General features: G+C 46.7%; 15 protein-coding genes. 7 read left to right on the forward strand and 8 right to left on the reverse strand.

Going from position 1 to position 15,533, the window contains the following annotated elements; translation table 11 throughout:
• Nucleotides 1-9: 9 nt before the first annotated feature.
• Nucleotides 10-342, forward strand: a complete 333-nt coding sequence (licA, locus tag BZ167_RS10905) for a PTS lichenan transporter subunit IIA (protein ID WP_003150867.1) — start codon at nucleotides 10-12, stop codon at nucleotides 340-342.
• A complete protein-coding gene (gene licH, locus BZ167_RS10910; RefSeq protein WP_077392079.1) occupies nucleotides 339-1,667 on the forward strand; it encodes a 6-phospho-beta-glucosidase LicH in 1,329 nt (442 codons plus the stop codon). Before licA ends, licH begins: the two co-directional genes overlap by 4 nt.
• Before the next feature lie 40 nt (nucleotides 1,668-1,707).
• On the opposite strand, the gene BZ167_RS10915 is transcribed toward licH, so the two are convergent.
• The 6 genes from BZ167_RS10915 to BZ167_RS10940 form a co-directional block, all read right to left on the reverse strand.
• Complete coding sequence (locus BZ167_RS10915; RefSeq protein WP_025650062.1) at nucleotides 1,708-2,799, reverse strand: branched-chain amino acid aminotransferase; 1,092 nt, start codon at nucleotides 2,797-2,799, stop codon at nucleotides 1,708-1,710.
• A 184-nt stretch (nucleotides 2,800-2,983) separates the two neighbouring features.
• The gene (gene dltD / locus BZ167_RS10920) at nucleotides 2,984-4,162 is read right to left on the reverse strand and encodes a D-alanyl-lipoteichoic acid biosynthesis protein DltD (RefSeq protein WP_033574349.1); all 1,179 of its coding nucleotides are present in this window, start codon (nucleotides 4,160-4,162) and stop codon (nucleotides 2,984-2,986) included.
• Nucleotides 4,163-4,399 (reverse strand): D-alanine--poly(phosphoribitol) ligase subunit 2, encoded by a 237-nt coding sequence (dltC, locus tag BZ167_RS10925; protein ID WP_003150875.1) that lies wholly within the window; start codon nucleotides 4,397-4,399, stop codon nucleotides 4,163-4,165. It lies immediately after the preceding gene.
• A gap of 16 nt (nucleotides 4,400-4,415) precedes the next feature.
• Nucleotides 4,416-5,597: a D-alanyl-lipoteichoic acid biosynthesis protein DltB gene (dltB, locus tag BZ167_RS10930; RefSeq protein ID WP_012118762.1), complete on the reverse strand. Its 1,182-nt coding sequence runs from the start codon at nucleotides 5,595-5,597 to the stop codon at nucleotides 4,416-4,418.
• On the reverse strand, nucleotides 5,594-7,105 hold the full coding sequence (dltA, locus tag BZ167_RS10935; protein ID WP_015418502.1) for a D-alanine--poly(phosphoribitol) ligase subunit DltA: 1,512 nt from the start codon (nucleotides 7,103-7,105) through the stop codon (nucleotides 5,594-5,596). The genes dltB and dltA overlap by 4 nt, the downstream gene beginning before the upstream one ends.
• A 15-nt stretch (nucleotides 7,106-7,120) precedes the next feature.
• Nucleotides 7,121-7,270 carry a teichoic acid D-Ala incorporation-associated protein DltX gene (locus BZ167_RS10940; protein ID WP_003150882.1) on the reverse strand — a complete coding sequence of 50 codons (150 nt, stop codon included), beginning with the start codon at nucleotides 7,268-7,270 and terminating at the stop codon, nucleotides 7,121-7,123.
• Between the two features lie 443 nt (nucleotides 7,271-7,713).
• Here BZ167_RS10940 and BZ167_RS10950 point away from each other — a divergent pair, with 443 nt between their 5' ends.
• From BZ167_RS10950 to BZ167_RS10965, 3 genes are all read left to right on the forward strand, one after another.
• Entirely contained in the window at nucleotides 7,714-8,649 is a 936-nt protein-coding gene (locus tag BZ167_RS10950; RefSeq protein WP_007407733.1) for a 1,4-dihydroxy-2-naphthoate polyprenyltransferase, read from the forward strand.
• A 131-nt stretch (nucleotides 8,650-8,780) separates the two neighbouring features.
• Entirely contained in the window at nucleotides 8,781-9,413 is a 633-nt protein-coding gene (locus BZ167_RS10955; protein ID WP_015418501.1) for a GTP pyrophosphokinase YwaC, read from the forward strand.
• A 258-nt stretch (nucleotides 9,414-9,671) separates the two neighbouring features.
• The gene (locus BZ167_RS10965) at nucleotides 9,672-10,532 is read left to right on the forward strand and encodes a glycosyltransferase family 8 protein (RefSeq protein WP_015418500.1); all 861 of its coding nucleotides are present in this window, start codon (nucleotides 9,672-9,674) and stop codon (nucleotides 10,530-10,532) included.
• 55 nt (nucleotides 10,533-10,587) lie between these two features.
• Here BZ167_RS10965 and BZ167_RS10970 read toward each other — a convergent pair whose 3' ends face one another.
• On the reverse strand, nucleotides 10,588-12,333 hold the full coding sequence (locus BZ167_RS10970; protein WP_077392211.1) for a S8 family peptidase: 1,746 nt from the start codon (nucleotides 12,331-12,333) through the stop codon (nucleotides 10,588-10,590).
• 161 nt (nucleotides 12,334-12,494) lie between these two features.
• Between BZ167_RS10970 and celB the strand changes: the two genes are divergently transcribed.
• Entirely contained in the window at nucleotides 12,495-13,829 is a 1,335-nt protein-coding gene (celB, locus tag BZ167_RS10975) for a PTS cellobiose transporter subunit IIC (RefSeq protein WP_007407728.1), read from the forward strand.
• Nucleotides 13,830-13,856: 27 nt separating this feature from the next.
• Here celB and BZ167_RS10980 read toward each other — a convergent pair whose 3' ends face one another.
• Nucleotides 13,857-14,240: a glyoxalase GlxA gene (locus BZ167_RS10980; protein WP_014419203.1), complete on the reverse strand. Its 384-nt coding sequence runs from the start codon at nucleotides 14,238-14,240 to the stop codon at nucleotides 13,857-13,859.
• A gap of 94 nt (nucleotides 14,241-14,334) precedes the next feature.
• Here BZ167_RS10980 and BZ167_RS10985 point away from each other — a divergent pair, with 94 nt between their 5' ends.
• Entirely contained in the window at nucleotides 14,335-15,522 is a 1,188-nt protein-coding gene (locus BZ167_RS10985; protein WP_015418498.1) for a class I SAM-dependent rRNA methyltransferase, read from the forward strand.
• The last annotated feature ends 11 nt before the right edge of the window (nucleotides 15,523-15,533 follow it).

Consider the following 15,533-nt stretch of genomic DNA (forward strand, 5'->3'; position numbering starts at 1 on the left):
GTGAAACACATGAATGAAAAAATGGAACAGACCATTTTTCAGATCATCCTGCATGGCGGCAACGGCAGAAGCGCATCAATGGAAGCCATTGCCGCCGCAAAGCGGGGGGACAGAGCCATGGCGGAAGAAAAGCTTCAGGAAGCCGCAAGGGAACTGACGGAAGCCCATCATTATCAGACAGAACTGATCCAAAATGAAGCCGGCGGAGAAAAAACAGACATGACGCTTTTAATGGTGCATGCGCAAGATCATTTAATGAATGCCATGACCGTGAAAGACTTGGCCGCTGAGTTAGTCGAGATTTACGAAAAAGTGAGTCTGCAAGGGGGAGCAAAAATATGACAAAAGGAATTAAAATTGTAACGATCGGCGGAGGTTCAAGCTATACACCGGAGCTTGTGGAAGGCATCATTAAACGCTATGAGGAACTGCCTGTCAGAGAATTATGGCTCGTCGACATTCCCGAAGGCGAGAAAAAACTCAATATTGTCGGCACGCTTGCAAAACGCATGGTCGAAAAAGCGGGTGTTCCGATAGAGATTCACCTGACGCTTGACCGGAGAGAAGCCTTGAAGGATGCGGATTTCGTAACGACTCAATTCCGCGTCGGCCTTCTTGAGGCCCGCGCCAAAGATGAACGGATTCCGTTAAAATACGGCGTAATCGGCCAGGAGACAAACGGTCCGGGCGGTTTATTCAAAGGGCTGCGCACCATCCCGGTTATTCTGGAAATCGCGAAAGACATCGAAGAGCTTTGTCCGAATGCATGGCTCGTGAATTTCACAAACCCTGCCGGCATGGTTACCGAGGCCTTGCTCCGCTACTCGAATCTCACAAAAGTCGTCGGCCTCTGCAATGTGCCGATCGGCATTAAAATGGGCGTCGCAAAAGCATTGGACGTGGATGTCAGCCGGATCGAAGTGCAATTTGCCGGGCTGAATCACATGGTCTTCGGATTAGATGTTTTCTTAGACGGCGTCAGCGTGAAAGATCAAGTCATTGAAGCCATGGGAGACCCGAAAAACGCTATGACGATGAAAAATATTTCAGGGGCGGAATGGGAGCCTGAATTCCTGAAGGCGCTCGATCTGATTCCTTGCGGCTACCACCGCTATTATTTCAAAACGAAAGAAATGCTCGAGCATGAAATAGTAGCGTCACAGACGGAGGGCACACGCGCCGAGGTCGTACAGAAGGTTGAGAAAGAACTGTTCGAACTGTACAAAGATCCGAATCTCGCCATCAAACCGCCGCAGCTTGAAAAACGGGGCGGAGCGTACTACAGTGACGCGGCCTGCAACCTGATCAGCTCCATCTATAACGACAAACATGATATCCAGCCCGTCAATACAATCAACAACGGCGCGATCGCCAGCATTCCGAATGACTCAGCGGTCGAAGTGAACTGTGTTATGACGAAAGACGGTCCGAAACCGATCGCCGTCGGTGATCTGCCGGTGTCTGTCCGCGGACTCGTCCAGCAAATCAAATCATTTGAGCGTGTCGCCGCTGAAGCAGCCGTCACGGGAGATTATCAAACGGCGCTACTTGCGATGACGATCAACCCTCTCGTCCCGTCAGACTCCGTGGCAAAGGCCATTCTGGATGAAATGCTTGAGGCCCACAAAGAACATCTGCCTCATTTCTTTAAGTCGATTGAAGCATAAGAGCAGTAAAAAAACCCGGATTCGATTCCGGGTTTTTTGCTTATTTTGATTCGCTTAGTGAGGCGACTTCCGTCGTCCAGCCGAACACGTCGGCTTCCGCGCCTTTTTGAATGCCTGTAATGGTATCATACAATTTCTTCGAGATCTCTCCGGTTTCACCGCTGCCGATGACAAGACTTTCATCATTCCAGATCAATTCGCCGACCGGAGAAATGACCGCCGCCGTACCGGTTCCGAATGTTTCTTCCAATCGGCCGTCACGATGCGCCTGGATGATTTCATCGATCGAAATCTTCCGCTCAGACACAGTCAGTCCCCAATGTTTGAGAAGGGTGATGACGGAATTTCTCGTAATTCCTTCAAGAATGCTTCCGTTCAGTTCCGGCGTCACGATTTCGCCGCTGATTTTGAAGAAGATGTTCATGCTGCCGACTTCTTCGATGTATTTTTTCTCAATGCCGTCAAGCCATAAAACCTGGGAAAATCCCTTCTCTTCCGCAACCTGCTGCGCTTTCAGGCTTGATGCGTAGTTGCCGGCGGTTTTCGCGTTTCCGGTGCCGCCTTTGACGGCGCGCACGAATTCGTTTTCCACGGCGATTTTTACCGGTTTAATGCCTTCTTTGTAATAAGAGCCGACCGGGGAAAGGATGATAAACAGCTTGTACGTATGGGATGCCGCTACACCGAGGAAAGGCTCAGTCGCAATGATAAACGGACGGATATAAAGGGAAGTGCCTTCCGCTTTCGGAATCCAGTCTTTGTCGATGGCTACGAGCTGTTTCAGGCCTTCAAGAACAAGCTCTTCATCAATGAGCGGGATGCAAAGGCGGTCATTTGATTGGTTCAGGCGCTCCATATTTTTCTCCGGTCTGAACAGAAGCACTTCCTGATCCTTCGTTACATACGCTTTAAGCCCTTCAAAAACGGTTTGGCCGTAATGATAAACCATGGCCGCAGGATCCATTGAGATGGACTGATAAGGGATAATTCTCGGATCATACCAGCCTTGATCGGCATCGTAATCCATAACAAACATATGGTCGGTGAAAATTCTGCCGAACGCAAGGTCATGGGGGTCCGGTTTCGGTTTTTTGGCTGAAGTCAATTCAACACGAATATCTTGTTTCATAATGTTCTGTCTCCCTATTGGTGTTATTGTCAAACTTATTTGAAAATAATTTATATTCTATTGTATACCTTCAACAAATATTCGCAATAGTTTTCCTCAAATTTGTGAAAAAATCAAATCACATAAAAAGCAGGGGAGAGAATGCCCCCCTGCGTGTTCGTTTTTACGTATTCTGTCATCACCGTGCTCAGTGAACCGTCACCTTGCCGTTTTTGTAAAACTGCTCCATTGCTTTATCGACGTACACCCAGCCCTTCCAGGCGATATGGATGGTGTCTTTCATAAAGTACGGATCATATTCGTGCCCGGATAAGTCGGCAACCTGAAAGCCCTTCGCTTTAATTTGCTTAGTGACTTTTTTGTAGTAATCAGTCCGGCCTTTTTTCGGGAAGCCGGTGTAGTCATACCATTTTCCGTTGACCGGAATAACCACGAACATCGGTTCAGCGCCGGCATCTTTCAGAATGTCCAGCATATCCTCAAAGTCGTGATATTCGACTGATTTGGCGTATGTTCTTCCTTTGTTGATTCCTTTCACTCTCTTTACTTTCTTCTTAATCTTTTTATAAGAAGCGTCATCGATATAGAAAGGATTGGACTTGGAGCTCCGTTCTCCTAATTGAGCGGCGGCTGTTTTTAACTCTGACCACGATTTCCCTTTCAGGTTTTCAGAGATCGTCCGTTCAGGGCCCTTGTTTTCTCCCATTGAATAATAAAGATCTTTTTTCTCAAGCAGAGAATAATAAGCTTTGGCGGCCGGCATGACCGCTTTCACTTTCCATGATTGTCCGTTGACCATTCCCTTGTACAATTCAGAAAGGACGGCATCATGCTGAACGACTTTAAAACGGAGCATGCGCTTCATCATGTTCTTTTTGACCGCGGGATCAATCTGGTTATTAAATGCTAAATCCAATGCCTGAAGTGATGAAAAATTCGGCGCAAAGTGCTGTTCATCAGAACCTTTTTTGATAAACCATTGCGGAGAAACAATGAATACCAGTTTTTTGCCTTTCAGCTGCTGATAATGCGCCGCAAAGTTCACGGCGTGTATCAAGGATTGGTCCCCGCCTTTTCCGACAAGATAAGGCGTAAAGCCTTGGTTGTTCACTTGGAAATAGTTGGACGGGTGAAACTCATCCAGTCTTGAAAGCTCGGAAGAACCGAAAATCGGCAGATACTTCGAGTCTTCGAACATTTTGTTTTGAAGATAGAGTCCCTGGAACATATTCGGATTTAAGGCTGCCGCCGACTCTTCGACACGTTTTTCAGGAATGAAGCGCGTAAGCCATGAAGCCGGAACTGCGATAGCTCCGACAAACAGGACAAACGCTAAAATAATTGGTCCAAAGAAACGCTTTTTCATTTACTTCAACTCAGTCAGTTTGTTTACAATGTTGTTTGGCGTATTCCACTCGTCACGGTCAAATTCAGTGATCGGCACTGTAATGCCGAAGCGGTTTTCGATGGCGACAAGCAGTTCTACAGTTCCGAAAGAATCAAGCAGTCCTTCTTCAAAGATTTCAATATCAGGATTCTCTTTCACAGCGTCCTCCTGACAAACTTCAGCTAATACGTCTAATACTTCCTGTTTAAATTCCATGTGTTTTCAATCTCCTTTAGTGATGAAATGGTTTTCCTGAGAAAATATAAAATCCGAAACATACGAAATGGAATGTGATGACGATGGCTAAAAAGGCCGTAAAACGATTGGCGGGCAGCCACTTGTATTTCTTATTCCATTTCTCAAAAAAGTTATACCCGGTCATTAATACGGCGTGGTACAGGCCGTATACAATATATTGCAGAGCGAGTCCGTGCCAGACGCCCATCAGCATGAACAGCAGGAAATACCCGATGTTCGAGACGGCCATCCGGTTCTTTATCCATTTTTTCTTTGTCATCCAGAAAACAAAGCGCATAAATACGTAGTCTCTGAACCAGAAGGATAAGGACATGTGCCAGCGGTTCCAGAAGTCTTTAATGTTTTTGCTGATAAACGGCTTATTAAAGTTTTCCGGAGATTTGATACCCATGATATAGCTTACACCGACGGCAAACATCGTGTAACCCGCAAAATCAAAAAACAGGTACAAGCTGTATCCGTACATGTACAGCACATTACCCCACAGTTTGCTGTGGGTGATATGAGACAGATTCATAATGAAATACGTGTTAATCGCATATCCGATAATGAATTTGTATAAGAAACCGATAAAAATTTTATGAATGCCGGTATACAGTAAATCAGCGTATTCTCCCTTTGTCCATACTTTCTGTTCGTCCTTGGCAAATCTGCGGTATCTGTCGATCGGACCGGAAGAAATGGTCGGGAAAAACATAATAAAGTACAAAAGGCGGTGAAGCGGCATTTTTTCTTTAATCAGTCCGTCTCTCGTTTCCATGATCAGCTGGACGCCTTTAAATGTCAAATAAGAAATTCCTAAGAAACTGATCAGGTTATGAACCGGGTGATGAGGCGCCGGCGGAAAGAAAAACGGCCATAATTTAGATAAAAACAGGGGTAAAATGGACGCGATCACGGCCATACTGAAGACAAAGCCGCTGTTGGCTTTCAGTCTGTAAGCGAGATAACCCCTGATTAAAAGCACCTGCCACAGCGTAAAGATACATAGTGCGATCACGCCGTGCAGATCATGCGCGAAAATCAAAGCCAATACGATGATGGATATAAACATGTTGTATCCTTGGAATCTCTTGCCGTTCAGCCCTAAAATAATCGTCGGCAAAAGAAGGATTCCAAGTAAGATAAAGAAGAAAAACGAGCTGTAAGGCGTCATACAAGAACCTCTTCGCCAATGCGTTTACGGTCGATTTTTCCGTTCGCAGTCATTTGAATGTGATCCTGATAAATGAATTTTCTCGGAATCATGTAGGCCGGAAGCGAAGCGGCCAGTTCTTTCTTAATGGCGCTTGTCAGCTGGAATTCTTTTTCAAAATCATGTTTTTCAGGCACGATGGCGGCAATTAAATATTCGACAGGTCCGTTAGGCTGATACGGGATGACAACCGCCGTGCGCACATATTGAGACTGCCTTACATGTACTTCGATTTCCTCCAGCTCCATGCGGTAGCCGTGAAGCTTAATCTGGAAATCAAGGCGTCCTTGGCAGAAAATCTGACCATCCTGAACATAACCGGCATCACCCGTGTGATATGCCCACTGGCCGTCAATTGAGAAAAACGCTTTTTCCGTCAGAGACGGTTCACCGAGATAGCCTTTGCTCACGCTCGGGCCGGCGATGATGATTTCCCCTTTTTCTCCGTCCGGAAGCTTATTCCCGTTTTCATCCATGATGAAGATATTCATATCGGGTTTTGCAAAACCGACGGGCAGAGATTCATTTTCATCGATAATCTGCTGCGTAATTTCAACGGAGGTGACGGCAACCGTTGTTTCAGTCGGGCCGTATGTATTGAATACGCGGGCCTTCGGAAAACGGTTTAACAGCTCCTGTGCCACGGCAGCCGGAAGCGCTTCTCCGCAAAACATAAATACTTCTGCCTCAGGCAGGAGCTGCTGTGTAAAGCCGGGGTCCATCAGACACATTTGGACGAAAGACGGCGTCGATGTCCAGACGTTCAGTTTGGATTTCTCCAGTTCTTCAAATAGTACTTTCGGTTTATTGATTTTGTCTTTCGTTACGCAATGCAGCGTACCTCCCGTTTGAAGCGACGGGAAAATGTCCATGACAGATAAATCAAAAGAAAACGGAGCTTGGTTTAAGAAAGTCTTACCCCCGCCCACAGGAAAATCCCTGCAGATCCAGTCAGTAAAGCTTTGCAGGTTATCAGCCGATATCTGCACGCCCTTCGGATTTCCCGTGCTTCCGGACGTGTAAATAATGTAAAACGTGTCCAGCTCTTTTACCCAATTCTCACGGCTGAGGTCTGCATCTCCGTCAGCTGCAAGCTCTTCGGGCGTAACGGTTTTAATCAGATTGCTTCCCGTATCGACTGCATCGCCCGATACGCTGATAAGCAGCTCTGCGCCTGAGCTTTCAATGATTTTGACGATCCGCTCCGCCGGAATGGAAACATCGACAGGGATGTAAGGGCGGCCCGCTTTGACGCTTCCTAAGAAAGAAACGATCATATTCGGCTCCATATGTCCGTAAACCAGGACAGGCGCTTTCGAACCGTCAGCTGTATGTTTTTGAATGCCGGACGCAACCCGCTCCGACAAATCCCATAATTCCCCGTAAGTGAGGGATTGATCTAAGGAACGAAACGCTTCGGCCTGCGGCTTGGCGTCTGCGTATGTTTTTATAGCATCAAGTAGTTTCATAGTTATCCTCCCCGATTAGAAATCGTTGTAAATATAAGTGCCGGTATTCGCTGTATGAAATCCATACATCCAAAAGAGCAATACTAATATCAGAAAATAAAAGCCCGTATGAAACGTCCATTTGATCAATGTATTTTCATAAGCACGTTTTAATTTTTGCATCATATTCAAAATTCCTTCCCCGCGTATTCAATAATTACACCAGTATATGACGATTAGATTAACAAAAAGTTTCAAAATATGTCTAATATCCTAAGCTTAAAATTTCCTTAAAAATGAATGAGAAACAAAAGGATGGAAAACACGCATGTATAAATTGGCAAATGATCATACTAAAAAGGCGCTGTTCAGGCGGGATTTTTAACTTATCGTAAATATAAACGAGGTAAAAAAATTTTGGCGGCTTTTTCTTAAGCAGGCTTGTCCCGAACCCCAATGGAGAAGGGCGAAAAGCCGTTTCCGGCAGGATAGCCGATAAAGCGCCGCATCTTGTGAAATGAGGAAGAAATTATTATGATAGATAAGGTAGCAGAAAACGTGAAAACCCCAATTCAACACTACTGTTATCGGCTGACTGTGAAAGCCTTTTAATAGAAAGGAAGAGGAAAATGAATCAAAACAATATGGGGGGCAGCCAAAAGACGCCCGAGAAAGAAAGCATGGGCCGCATTTTGTGGCAGCTAACCCGCCCTCATACATTGACGGCATCGTTTGTGCCCGTACTTCTCGGCACCGTATTGGCGATGTTTTACGTAAAGGTTGATTTCCTGCTGTTTTTGGCCATGCTGTTTTCCTGCCTTTGGATCCAGATCGCCACGAACTTATTCAATGAATATTATGATTTTAAACGCGGTTTAGATACGGAGGATTCCGTCGGTATCGGCGGAGCGATCGTCCGCCACGGCATGAAGCCGAAAACAATTCTGCAGCTGGCGCTCGGCTCTTATGCGATTGCCCTCGTGCTCGGTGTTTATATCTGCATGAGCAGCAGCTGGTGGCTTGCGGCTATCGGCCTTGCCGGCATGCTGATCGGCTATCTGTATACGGGCGGCCCGCTGCCGATTGCGTATACACCGTTCGGGGAACTGTTCTCCGGCATTTGCATGGGCTCTGTATTTGTCCTTATTTCTTTCTTCATTCAGACAGGCAGAATTAATGAACAGAGCATTTTGATTTCCATCCCGATCGCCATCTTGGTCGGAGCCATTAATCTGTCCAACAATATCCGTGATATTGAGGAAGATAAAAAGGGCGGACGTAAAACCCTGGCCATTTTGATGGGGCATAGAGGGGCCGTTATGATACTGGCCGCATCTTTTGCCATCGCTTACATCTGGATCATCGGTCTTGTCATCATGGGTTACACAAGCCCGTGGCTGTTCCTGGTCTTCCTGAGCGTGCCGAAACCCGTTCAGGCCGTGAAAGGCTTTGTGAAAAACGAAATGCCGATGAACATGATTATTGCGATGAAATCAACGGCGCAAACCAATACATTCTTCGGATTCCTGCTTTCCATCGGACTCCTGATCAGTTATTTCCGCTGATCAAATGAAAGGGCAAATGCCATAATCGGCATTTGCTTTTTTTTATGACATAATCTTCACGATATTGTAAAGAACCTGACCGCGGACTGACACGTCTCATATATGGACAGCAAAGCAAGGAGATGAAAAAAATGGACTTGTCAACAGCCCATATGGATGATTTGAAAACGGTCATGGAAGATTGGAAAAATGAATTATTAGTTTATAAATTCGCTTTAGATGAGCTGGATACGAAGTTTTCTATCATCAGCCAGGAATATAATCTGATTCACGGGCATAACCCGATCGAGCATACAAAATCACGCGTGAAAAGTTTTGAGAGTATCGTCAATAAACTGATGCGCAAAGGCTGCGATGTGACGACGCAGGAAATGAAAGAGCATATTCATGATATTGCGGGTGTCAGGATTATCTGTTCCTTTATTTCCGATATTTATAATGTCGCTGAGGTTTTGAAGCAGCATAAGGACCTGAAGATCGTAAAGGTGAAGGATTATATCAAACAACCGAAGCCGAACGGCTACCGCAGCCTGCATTTGATTATTGAAATTCCCGTTTATTTGACGAATCGTGTGGAATATGTGAAGGCGGAAATTCAAATCCGCACCATCGCCATGGATTTTTGGGCGAGTCTTGAACATAAAATTTATTACAAATTAAATAACGAAGTCCCAAAGCATCTGACCGACGAGCTGAAGGAAGCGGCGGACATCGCCCATTATTTAGACGAAAAGATGCTTGGGATTAAGAAAGAAGTCGATTAAACGATCGACGCATCACAACCAGCCGGCCGCTTTTATGTGCAGTCCGGCTGGTTGTTTTTATGTTTACGTGTTTTCGCTTTCCTGCGCGATATATTCTGACGATGATTCAGGCTGAAATCCTGATTGAATTTGAACAGGGAATGCAAAAGATATCAAATTGCAAACAGCACATTCCCGCAGAAAAAATGTGTAAGATCGAGGTTTACTTTTTTAAAAAAGGGAAAGACATTTGTACAACAAAAAGGGAGATGAATATCAGTGGGAAAGAATGAAACAATGCATATCGTATCATGTGCCGATGATCATTATGCTCGTCATTTGGGTGGGATGTTCGCTTCTTTATTGATGAATATGGATAAAACAAGGGATGCAAAATTATATGTGATTGACGGCGGAATTACTGCCGAAAACAAGGACAAGCTTGAACAGACCGCGATGTCATTCGGGACGCCGCTTGAATTTTTAGAAGTAGACGCTGATCAATACAAGCATGCAGTCGAAAGCAGCCACATTACAAAAGCGGCTTATTACCGCATTTCCATCCCTGATTTAATTAAGGATGAGTCCGTAAAGCGGATGATTTACATTGATTGCGATGCAATTGTGATGGAAGATATTTCGGTTTTATGGGACTTGGATATTTCCCCGGCAATAGTTGCGGCGGTAGAAGACGCCGGACAGCATGAAAGACTGAAAAAAATGAATATCAGCGAAACTGCCAAGTATTTTAATTCCGGCATTATGATTATAGATTTCGAACCTTGGAGAAAACAAAATATTTCCGAAAAGGTGATTGATTTTATCAACGAAAACAGCTCGGAGGATTTTCTCGTGTTTCATGATCAGGACGCGCTTAACGCGATCTTATATGATCAATGGCATGAACTGCATCCGCGCTGGAACGCGCAGACGCATATTATCATGAATGAGAAAACGCCTCCTGAACTGATCGACCGTATACGTTACAGAGAAACACGTGCCGAACCGGCCATCGTCCATTTCTGCGGCAGCGACAAGCCTTGGAATACAGGCACCTCGCACCCGTATCGTGATCATTATTTCCGATATATGTCCTTTACGAAATGGAACACGATCGACCGCCCGGCCATGAACCAATAGGCAGGTGTGATGAAACGCTTGTGAAGCCGTTATCCGGCTCATAAGCGTTTTTTTTCTATTTCACCCGAATCGCACGCACGCGTTTTTGCAGGCCGTTCTTTTCGGCAGACGGCTTCAATCGGCTGACTGCCGTTTGCGCCGCTGATTTTGCTTTTTTCGTCTTGGTTTTTTCAGCCGTTTTTACTTTGTCTCTAGCCTGCTGCCGGTTGAGTTTATCTTTTATCCGGTCAAGCCGTTTTTCCAGAGCGTATTTTTCTTTTCCCGGCTGGATTTCGCTGACTGCTTTTTGGGCTTTTGCGGTGCTGGCCTCAGAGGTCTTTTTTTCCGCCTGTTTGACGCTGGCTTCAGCTGTTTTCAAAAGGCTTGAGTTGACAGCGTTCAGCCGCTTTTGCAGCCCTTTTTTCTCTGAACCGGCCGGTAATTTGCGAATGGCGCTTTGTGCGGCATTAACGGCGGTTTTTTTCTTTTGTTTTTCGGCAGTCCGGACTTTGTCTCTTGCGTCCGTCACATTTCTTGCCGTCTGAACTTTATTGATCCGGGACTCGAGAGCGGTTTTTCCCTTTGACTTGGACAGCTTGCTGACGGCCGTTTTTGCTTGATTGATATCTGCCTGTTTTTTCGTCTTTTCCGCTTTTATTACGGCCCGTTCGGCAAAGCTCTTTTGCTTTACGTGATATTGCACCAGGCCGTATCCGAATCGGCTGTCACGTCCGGGAGCGCCCAGATCTTTGACGTTTTGCTGCATCTGCTGCCGGAGCTGTGTATTTGTTTCCTCGGGATATTTCTGCCTGAGCAGCGCGAACATGCCGGTGACGTGGGGCGCGGCTTGAGATGTGCCGTCAGCCGTGGCGTACATTTGATTCAGATACGTGCTCGTAATATTGGTGCCGGGTGCGGCAAATTCAATTTGTTTTCCGGTCGTGGAAAAAGCCGCGAGTCCGTTTTTTTCAGTTGACGCTGAGACTGCCGTTACGCTGCTGTAGGCGCCCGGATAATTGACCGGTTTTTTGTTGCCGTCGTTTCCTGCGGCGGCTACGATCACGATTCCTTTTTTGTATGCTTTGTCTACGGCGTCGTGAAGAATTTTGCTGTCTGCGTTAGTTCCGAGGCTCATATTGAGGATGTCCATTTTATTGGCGATCGACCAGTCGATCGCTTTAAGAAGGCTTTTAAGATCCCCTGCACCCTTTCTGTCTAATGCTTTAACCGCATATAACCGGACATCCGGCGCAATACCGTCAATGCCGTATCCGTCATGTTTGGCCGCAATGATTCCGGCGACATGCGTCCCGTGTCCGTTGTCATCTTTGTATGAGGAAGTATAGCTGACTGCGGAATAGCCTCCCGCAATGGACAGATCATCATGAGGATAAATGCCGCTGTCAATGACAGCCACTTTCACCTTTTTTCCCGTCAAGCCTTCTTTCCACGCCTGCTTGACCTGAGTCGGTTTGATATCCCATTGCGGCAGCGCGTAACTGCTGCTTTGGGCCGCTGATAACGGGCGGATATCAGAACCGCCTGCTGCCTGAAAGGATACATTGTCTTCTACATATAAGATGTCAGGGTCCTGTTTCAGGTCTTTCACCGTTTGTGAATCGGCTGACACGGCGACTGCCGGGAGATGCTGATAGGTCTGTTCCACATCCGCTCCGCTGTCTATGGCGGATTCCTTGCCGTTTTGATTTTTGTACACCACGATAACATCCCGGTCGTGCGTCTCGGCGTGCGCGGGCGCCGCGGCGGAGAACAGGCCGACACACAAGGCCGCGGCCATTATCGGTTTCAGGGTGTGATACATTGCAATTCCCCCTTTTTCTTTATATATCGGCAGTGCGGAATTCTTTTTTTCCTGAGGGATAAGGAAAATTTCTGTATGCAAATGTAAGCGTTTCCAAAATATGATGGAGAAAATGCTTTAAGACATCTGCGCAATGAACTCAAAAAGGGGGTTTTTGATAAATGAGTACGTTCAATCGGGTCATGGAAGAAAAAATCATGCCTGTCGCCGGAAAAGTCGCCGGCCAAAGGCACTTAAGAGCTTTGCGGGACGGCATTATTTTGACGATGCCGCTTATCATCATCGGATCGGTTTTTCTGATTCTGACGAGTCTTCCGATTCCCGGTTATGCCGATTTTATGGCTGGTCTTTTCGGTGAAAATTGGGTTGAAAAGCTCGGGTATCCCGTGAATGCGTCCTTTGATATTATGGCGCTTGTCGCCGCCTTTGGGATTGCTTACCGGCTTGCGGAAAGCTATGAGGTGGATGCCCTGTCGTCGGGAGCCATTGCCCTTGCCGCCTTTTTATTGGCGACGCCGTATCAGATTCCGTTTATTCCTGACGGCTCGGCAACAGAGATTATGGTGGGAGGCGGCATTCCGATTTCGCTGCTCGGAAGCAAAGGTCTGTTTGTCGCGATGATCATTGCAATGCTGTCTACGGAAGTGTACCGGTTTATCATACAAAGAAATATCGTCATTAAAATGCCTGACGGAGTGCCGCCTGCGGTCAGCAAATCGTTCGTTGCGCTCATCCCCGGTTTCATTATTATTACGCTTGTATGGCTGGCCCGTCTGTTTATTGAAATAACTCCTTTTAAAAGCCTCCACAATGTCGTAGGCGATCTGCTGGGCACCCCGCTGTCTATTCTGGGCGGGAGTCTCGGCGGAAGTCTTATCGCCGAATTCGTGCAAATGCTGCTTTGGTCGTGCGGCATACACGGCGCGTCCATTATCGGCGGCGTCATGTCGCCGATCTGGTACGGGGCGATGGATGCCAACCGTTTGGCTTTTCAAGCGGGAGAAGCGCTGCCGAGCATTTTTACGACACAGTTCTTTCAAATATGGATTAATGTCGGCGGAAGCGGAGCGACGCTTGCCCTTGTGCTGACCATGCTTGTGCGCTCCAGAAGCAAACAGATGAAACAGCTCGGCCGTCTCGGCATCGGGCCCGCGATTTTTAACATTAACGAACCGATTATTTTCGGGATGCCGCTCGTCATGAATCCGCTGTTAATCGTGCCTTTTATCATTGCGCCGCTCTTGACCATTACGGCGACGTACATCGGGATGAGCACGGGGATGGTGGCAAAACCGGCGGGAATCGCCGTGCCGTGGACGATGCCGCCGCTGATTTCCGGTTATTTGGCGACGGGCGGGAAAATCTCCGGTTCGGTCATGCAGCTGATCAATCTCCTGATTACATTTATCATCTATTATCCGTTTTTCCGAATTTGGGATCTTCAAAAATGGAGAGAGGAACGGGCGGCGGAACAAAACGTCACTGAAGAAACATAAAAAAAACGGGCGCTTTCGCCCGTTTTTTTAACGCTGGAAAAATTCGATCCATTCGCCGTCAGGTCCTTCAATGTAAAAGTAGCGGTACCCGTTCGGAAGCGTCGTGATTTCTTCATCGATAAATACGGCGCCCTGACGCTTCGCATGCGTGAACTCCGCCGCGATATCTTCAGTTAATAAAGCGACATGATGGACTTTTCCTTCTGCGGGAAGCTCGCTGCTGTAGCCCTGGATCAGCTCAATTTCTGTCTCCGGCCCTTCCTGAAAGCCGAGAAAGGCAAGTTCAATAATGCCGTTCGTATGAGTGATACGATCCTTTAACGTCATACCGAGAACGTCTTGATAAAAGGCAATGGATGTTTCAATATCTTTGACCATAATGCCTGTATGGTCGATTCTTTTGGCTGTCATGGTTTTCCCCCTGTTTTGAATTTTTCGGGACAACGCGGTGTTGATCATGTTTTATGGTACGATAAGAGAAAGCAAAACGAAAGAGGAATGCACAATGAAGCTACTTACAGTGAAAGATACATTTGCCGGAAAGCTGAAAAAAGGATTCCCCCTGATTGAAAAAGACGCTCTGTCCGGAAGCTCGGCTCATTTAACAGAGGGCGATCTTTTTGATGTGACATCCGAGAAGGGTGAGTTTATCGGAAAAGGCTATTACGGTTTGCAGAATAAAGGAGTCGGCTGGGTGCTGTCCCGCGCGAGAGATGAACGGATCGACGGACGTTTCTTTCTGGACAAGCTGAAAAAAGCATCTGAAGCGAGAGCCCATCTGTTTAAGGCGCCCGATACGACGGCGTTCCGGCTTTTCAACGGTGAGGGCGACGGCATCGGCGGCGTCACGATTGACTTTTATGACGGTTATCTGCTGATTCAATGGTACAGTAAAGGCATTTACGCTTATAAGGACAGCATGATTGAGGCGATTGACGGACTGGAGCTTTCTTATAAAGCGATCTACGAAAAGAAACGATTCGATACGGCCGGGCAATACGTGGAAGACGACGATTTTGTCAAAGGCGAAAGAGGAGATTTTCCGGTCATTGTTCAAGAAAACGGCATACGGTACGCAGTGGATTTAAACGACGGGGCGATGACGGGCATTTTCTTAGACCAGCGTCATGTGCGCAAAGCGATTCGGGACAAGTATGCAAACGGCAGACGGGTGCTGAATACGTTCTCTTATACGGGGGCATTTTCCGTTGCGGCGGCGCTTGGAGGAGCTGAGAAAACGACCAGCGTCGATGTCGCCAACCGCAGTCTCGCAAAAACGATTGAACAGTTCAGCGCCAACGGAATTGATTATGAGGCGCATGACATTAAAGTCATGGATGTTTTCAAATACTTCGGCTATGCGGAGAAAAAAGGGCTGGAGTTTGACCTCATCATCCTTGATCCGCCTTCTTTCGCCCGCACAAAAAAACGGACGTTCAGCGCGGCGAAAGATTATAAAAATCTGCTGAAGGAAACGATCGCCATCACCGCAAAAAACGGCATCATCGTCGCTTCGACGAACAGCAGCGCCTTCAATATGAAGAAATTTAAAGGCTTTATAGAGACCGCCTTTAAAGAAACAAATGAGCGTTACGACATTTTGGAAGAATACACGCTTCCGGAAGATTTCAAAACGATTCCCGCGTTTAAAGAAGGGAACTATTTGAAGGTTGTTTTCTTGCGGAAAAAATAGAATGATCATTT

Origin of the sequence: Bacillus sp. 275 (genome assembly GCF_001999205.1) — a bacterium.
Lineage (GTDB): Bacteria > Bacillota > Bacilli > Bacillales > Bacillaceae > Bacillus > Bacillus velezensis.

What these genes read in the sequence shown, in the direction of transcription:
- licA (WP_003150867.1), top strand. Translation starts at nt 10, where the DNA reads ATGAATGAAAAAATGGAACAGACCATTTTTCAGATCATCCTGCATGGC.
- licH (WP_077392079.1), top strand. Translation starts at nt 339, where the DNA reads ATGACAAAAGGAATTAAAATTGTAACGATCGGCGGAGGTTCAAGCTAT.
- dltD (WP_033574349.1), bottom strand. Translation starts at nt 4,162, where the DNA reads ATGAAAAAGCGTTTCTTTGGACCAATTATTTTAGCGTTTGTCCTGTTT.
- dltC (WP_003150875.1), bottom strand. Translation starts at nt 4,399, where the DNA reads ATGGAATTTAAACAGGAAGTATTAGACGTATTAGCTGAAGTTTGTCAG.
- dltB (WP_012118762.1), bottom strand. Translation starts at nt 5,597, where the DNA reads ATGACGCCTTACAGCTCGTTTTTCTTCTTTATCTTACTTGGAATCCTT.
- dltA (WP_015418502.1), bottom strand. Translation starts at nt 7,105, where the DNA reads ATGAAACTACTTGATGCTATAAAAACATACGCAGACGCCAAGCCGCAG.
- BZ167_RS10940 (WP_003150882.1), bottom strand. Translation starts at nt 7,270, where the DNA reads ATGATGCAAAAATTAAAACGTGCTTATGAAAATACATTGATCAAATGG.
- BZ167_RS10950 (WP_007407733.1), top strand. Translation starts at nt 7,714, where the DNA reads ATGAATCAAAACAATATGGGGGGCAGCCAAAAGACGCCCGAGAAAGAA.
- BZ167_RS10955 (WP_015418501.1), top strand. Translation starts at nt 8,781, where the DNA reads ATGGACTTGTCAACAGCCCATATGGATGATTTGAAAACGGTCATGGAA.
- BZ167_RS10970 (WP_077392211.1), bottom strand. Translation starts at nt 12,333, where the DNA reads ATGTATCACACCCTGAAACCGATAATGGCCGCGGCCTTGTGTGTCGGC.
- celB (WP_007407728.1), top strand. Translation starts at nt 12,495, where the DNA reads ATGAGTACGTTCAATCGGGTCATGGAAGAAAAAATCATGCCTGTCGCC.
- BZ167_RS10980 (WP_014419203.1), bottom strand. Translation starts at nt 14,240, where the DNA reads ATGACAGCCAAAAGAATCGACCATACAGGCATTATGGTCAAAGATATT.
- BZ167_RS10985 (WP_015418498.1), top strand. Translation starts at nt 14,335, where the DNA reads ATGAAGCTACTTACAGTGAAAGATACATTTGCCGGAAAGCTGAAAAAA.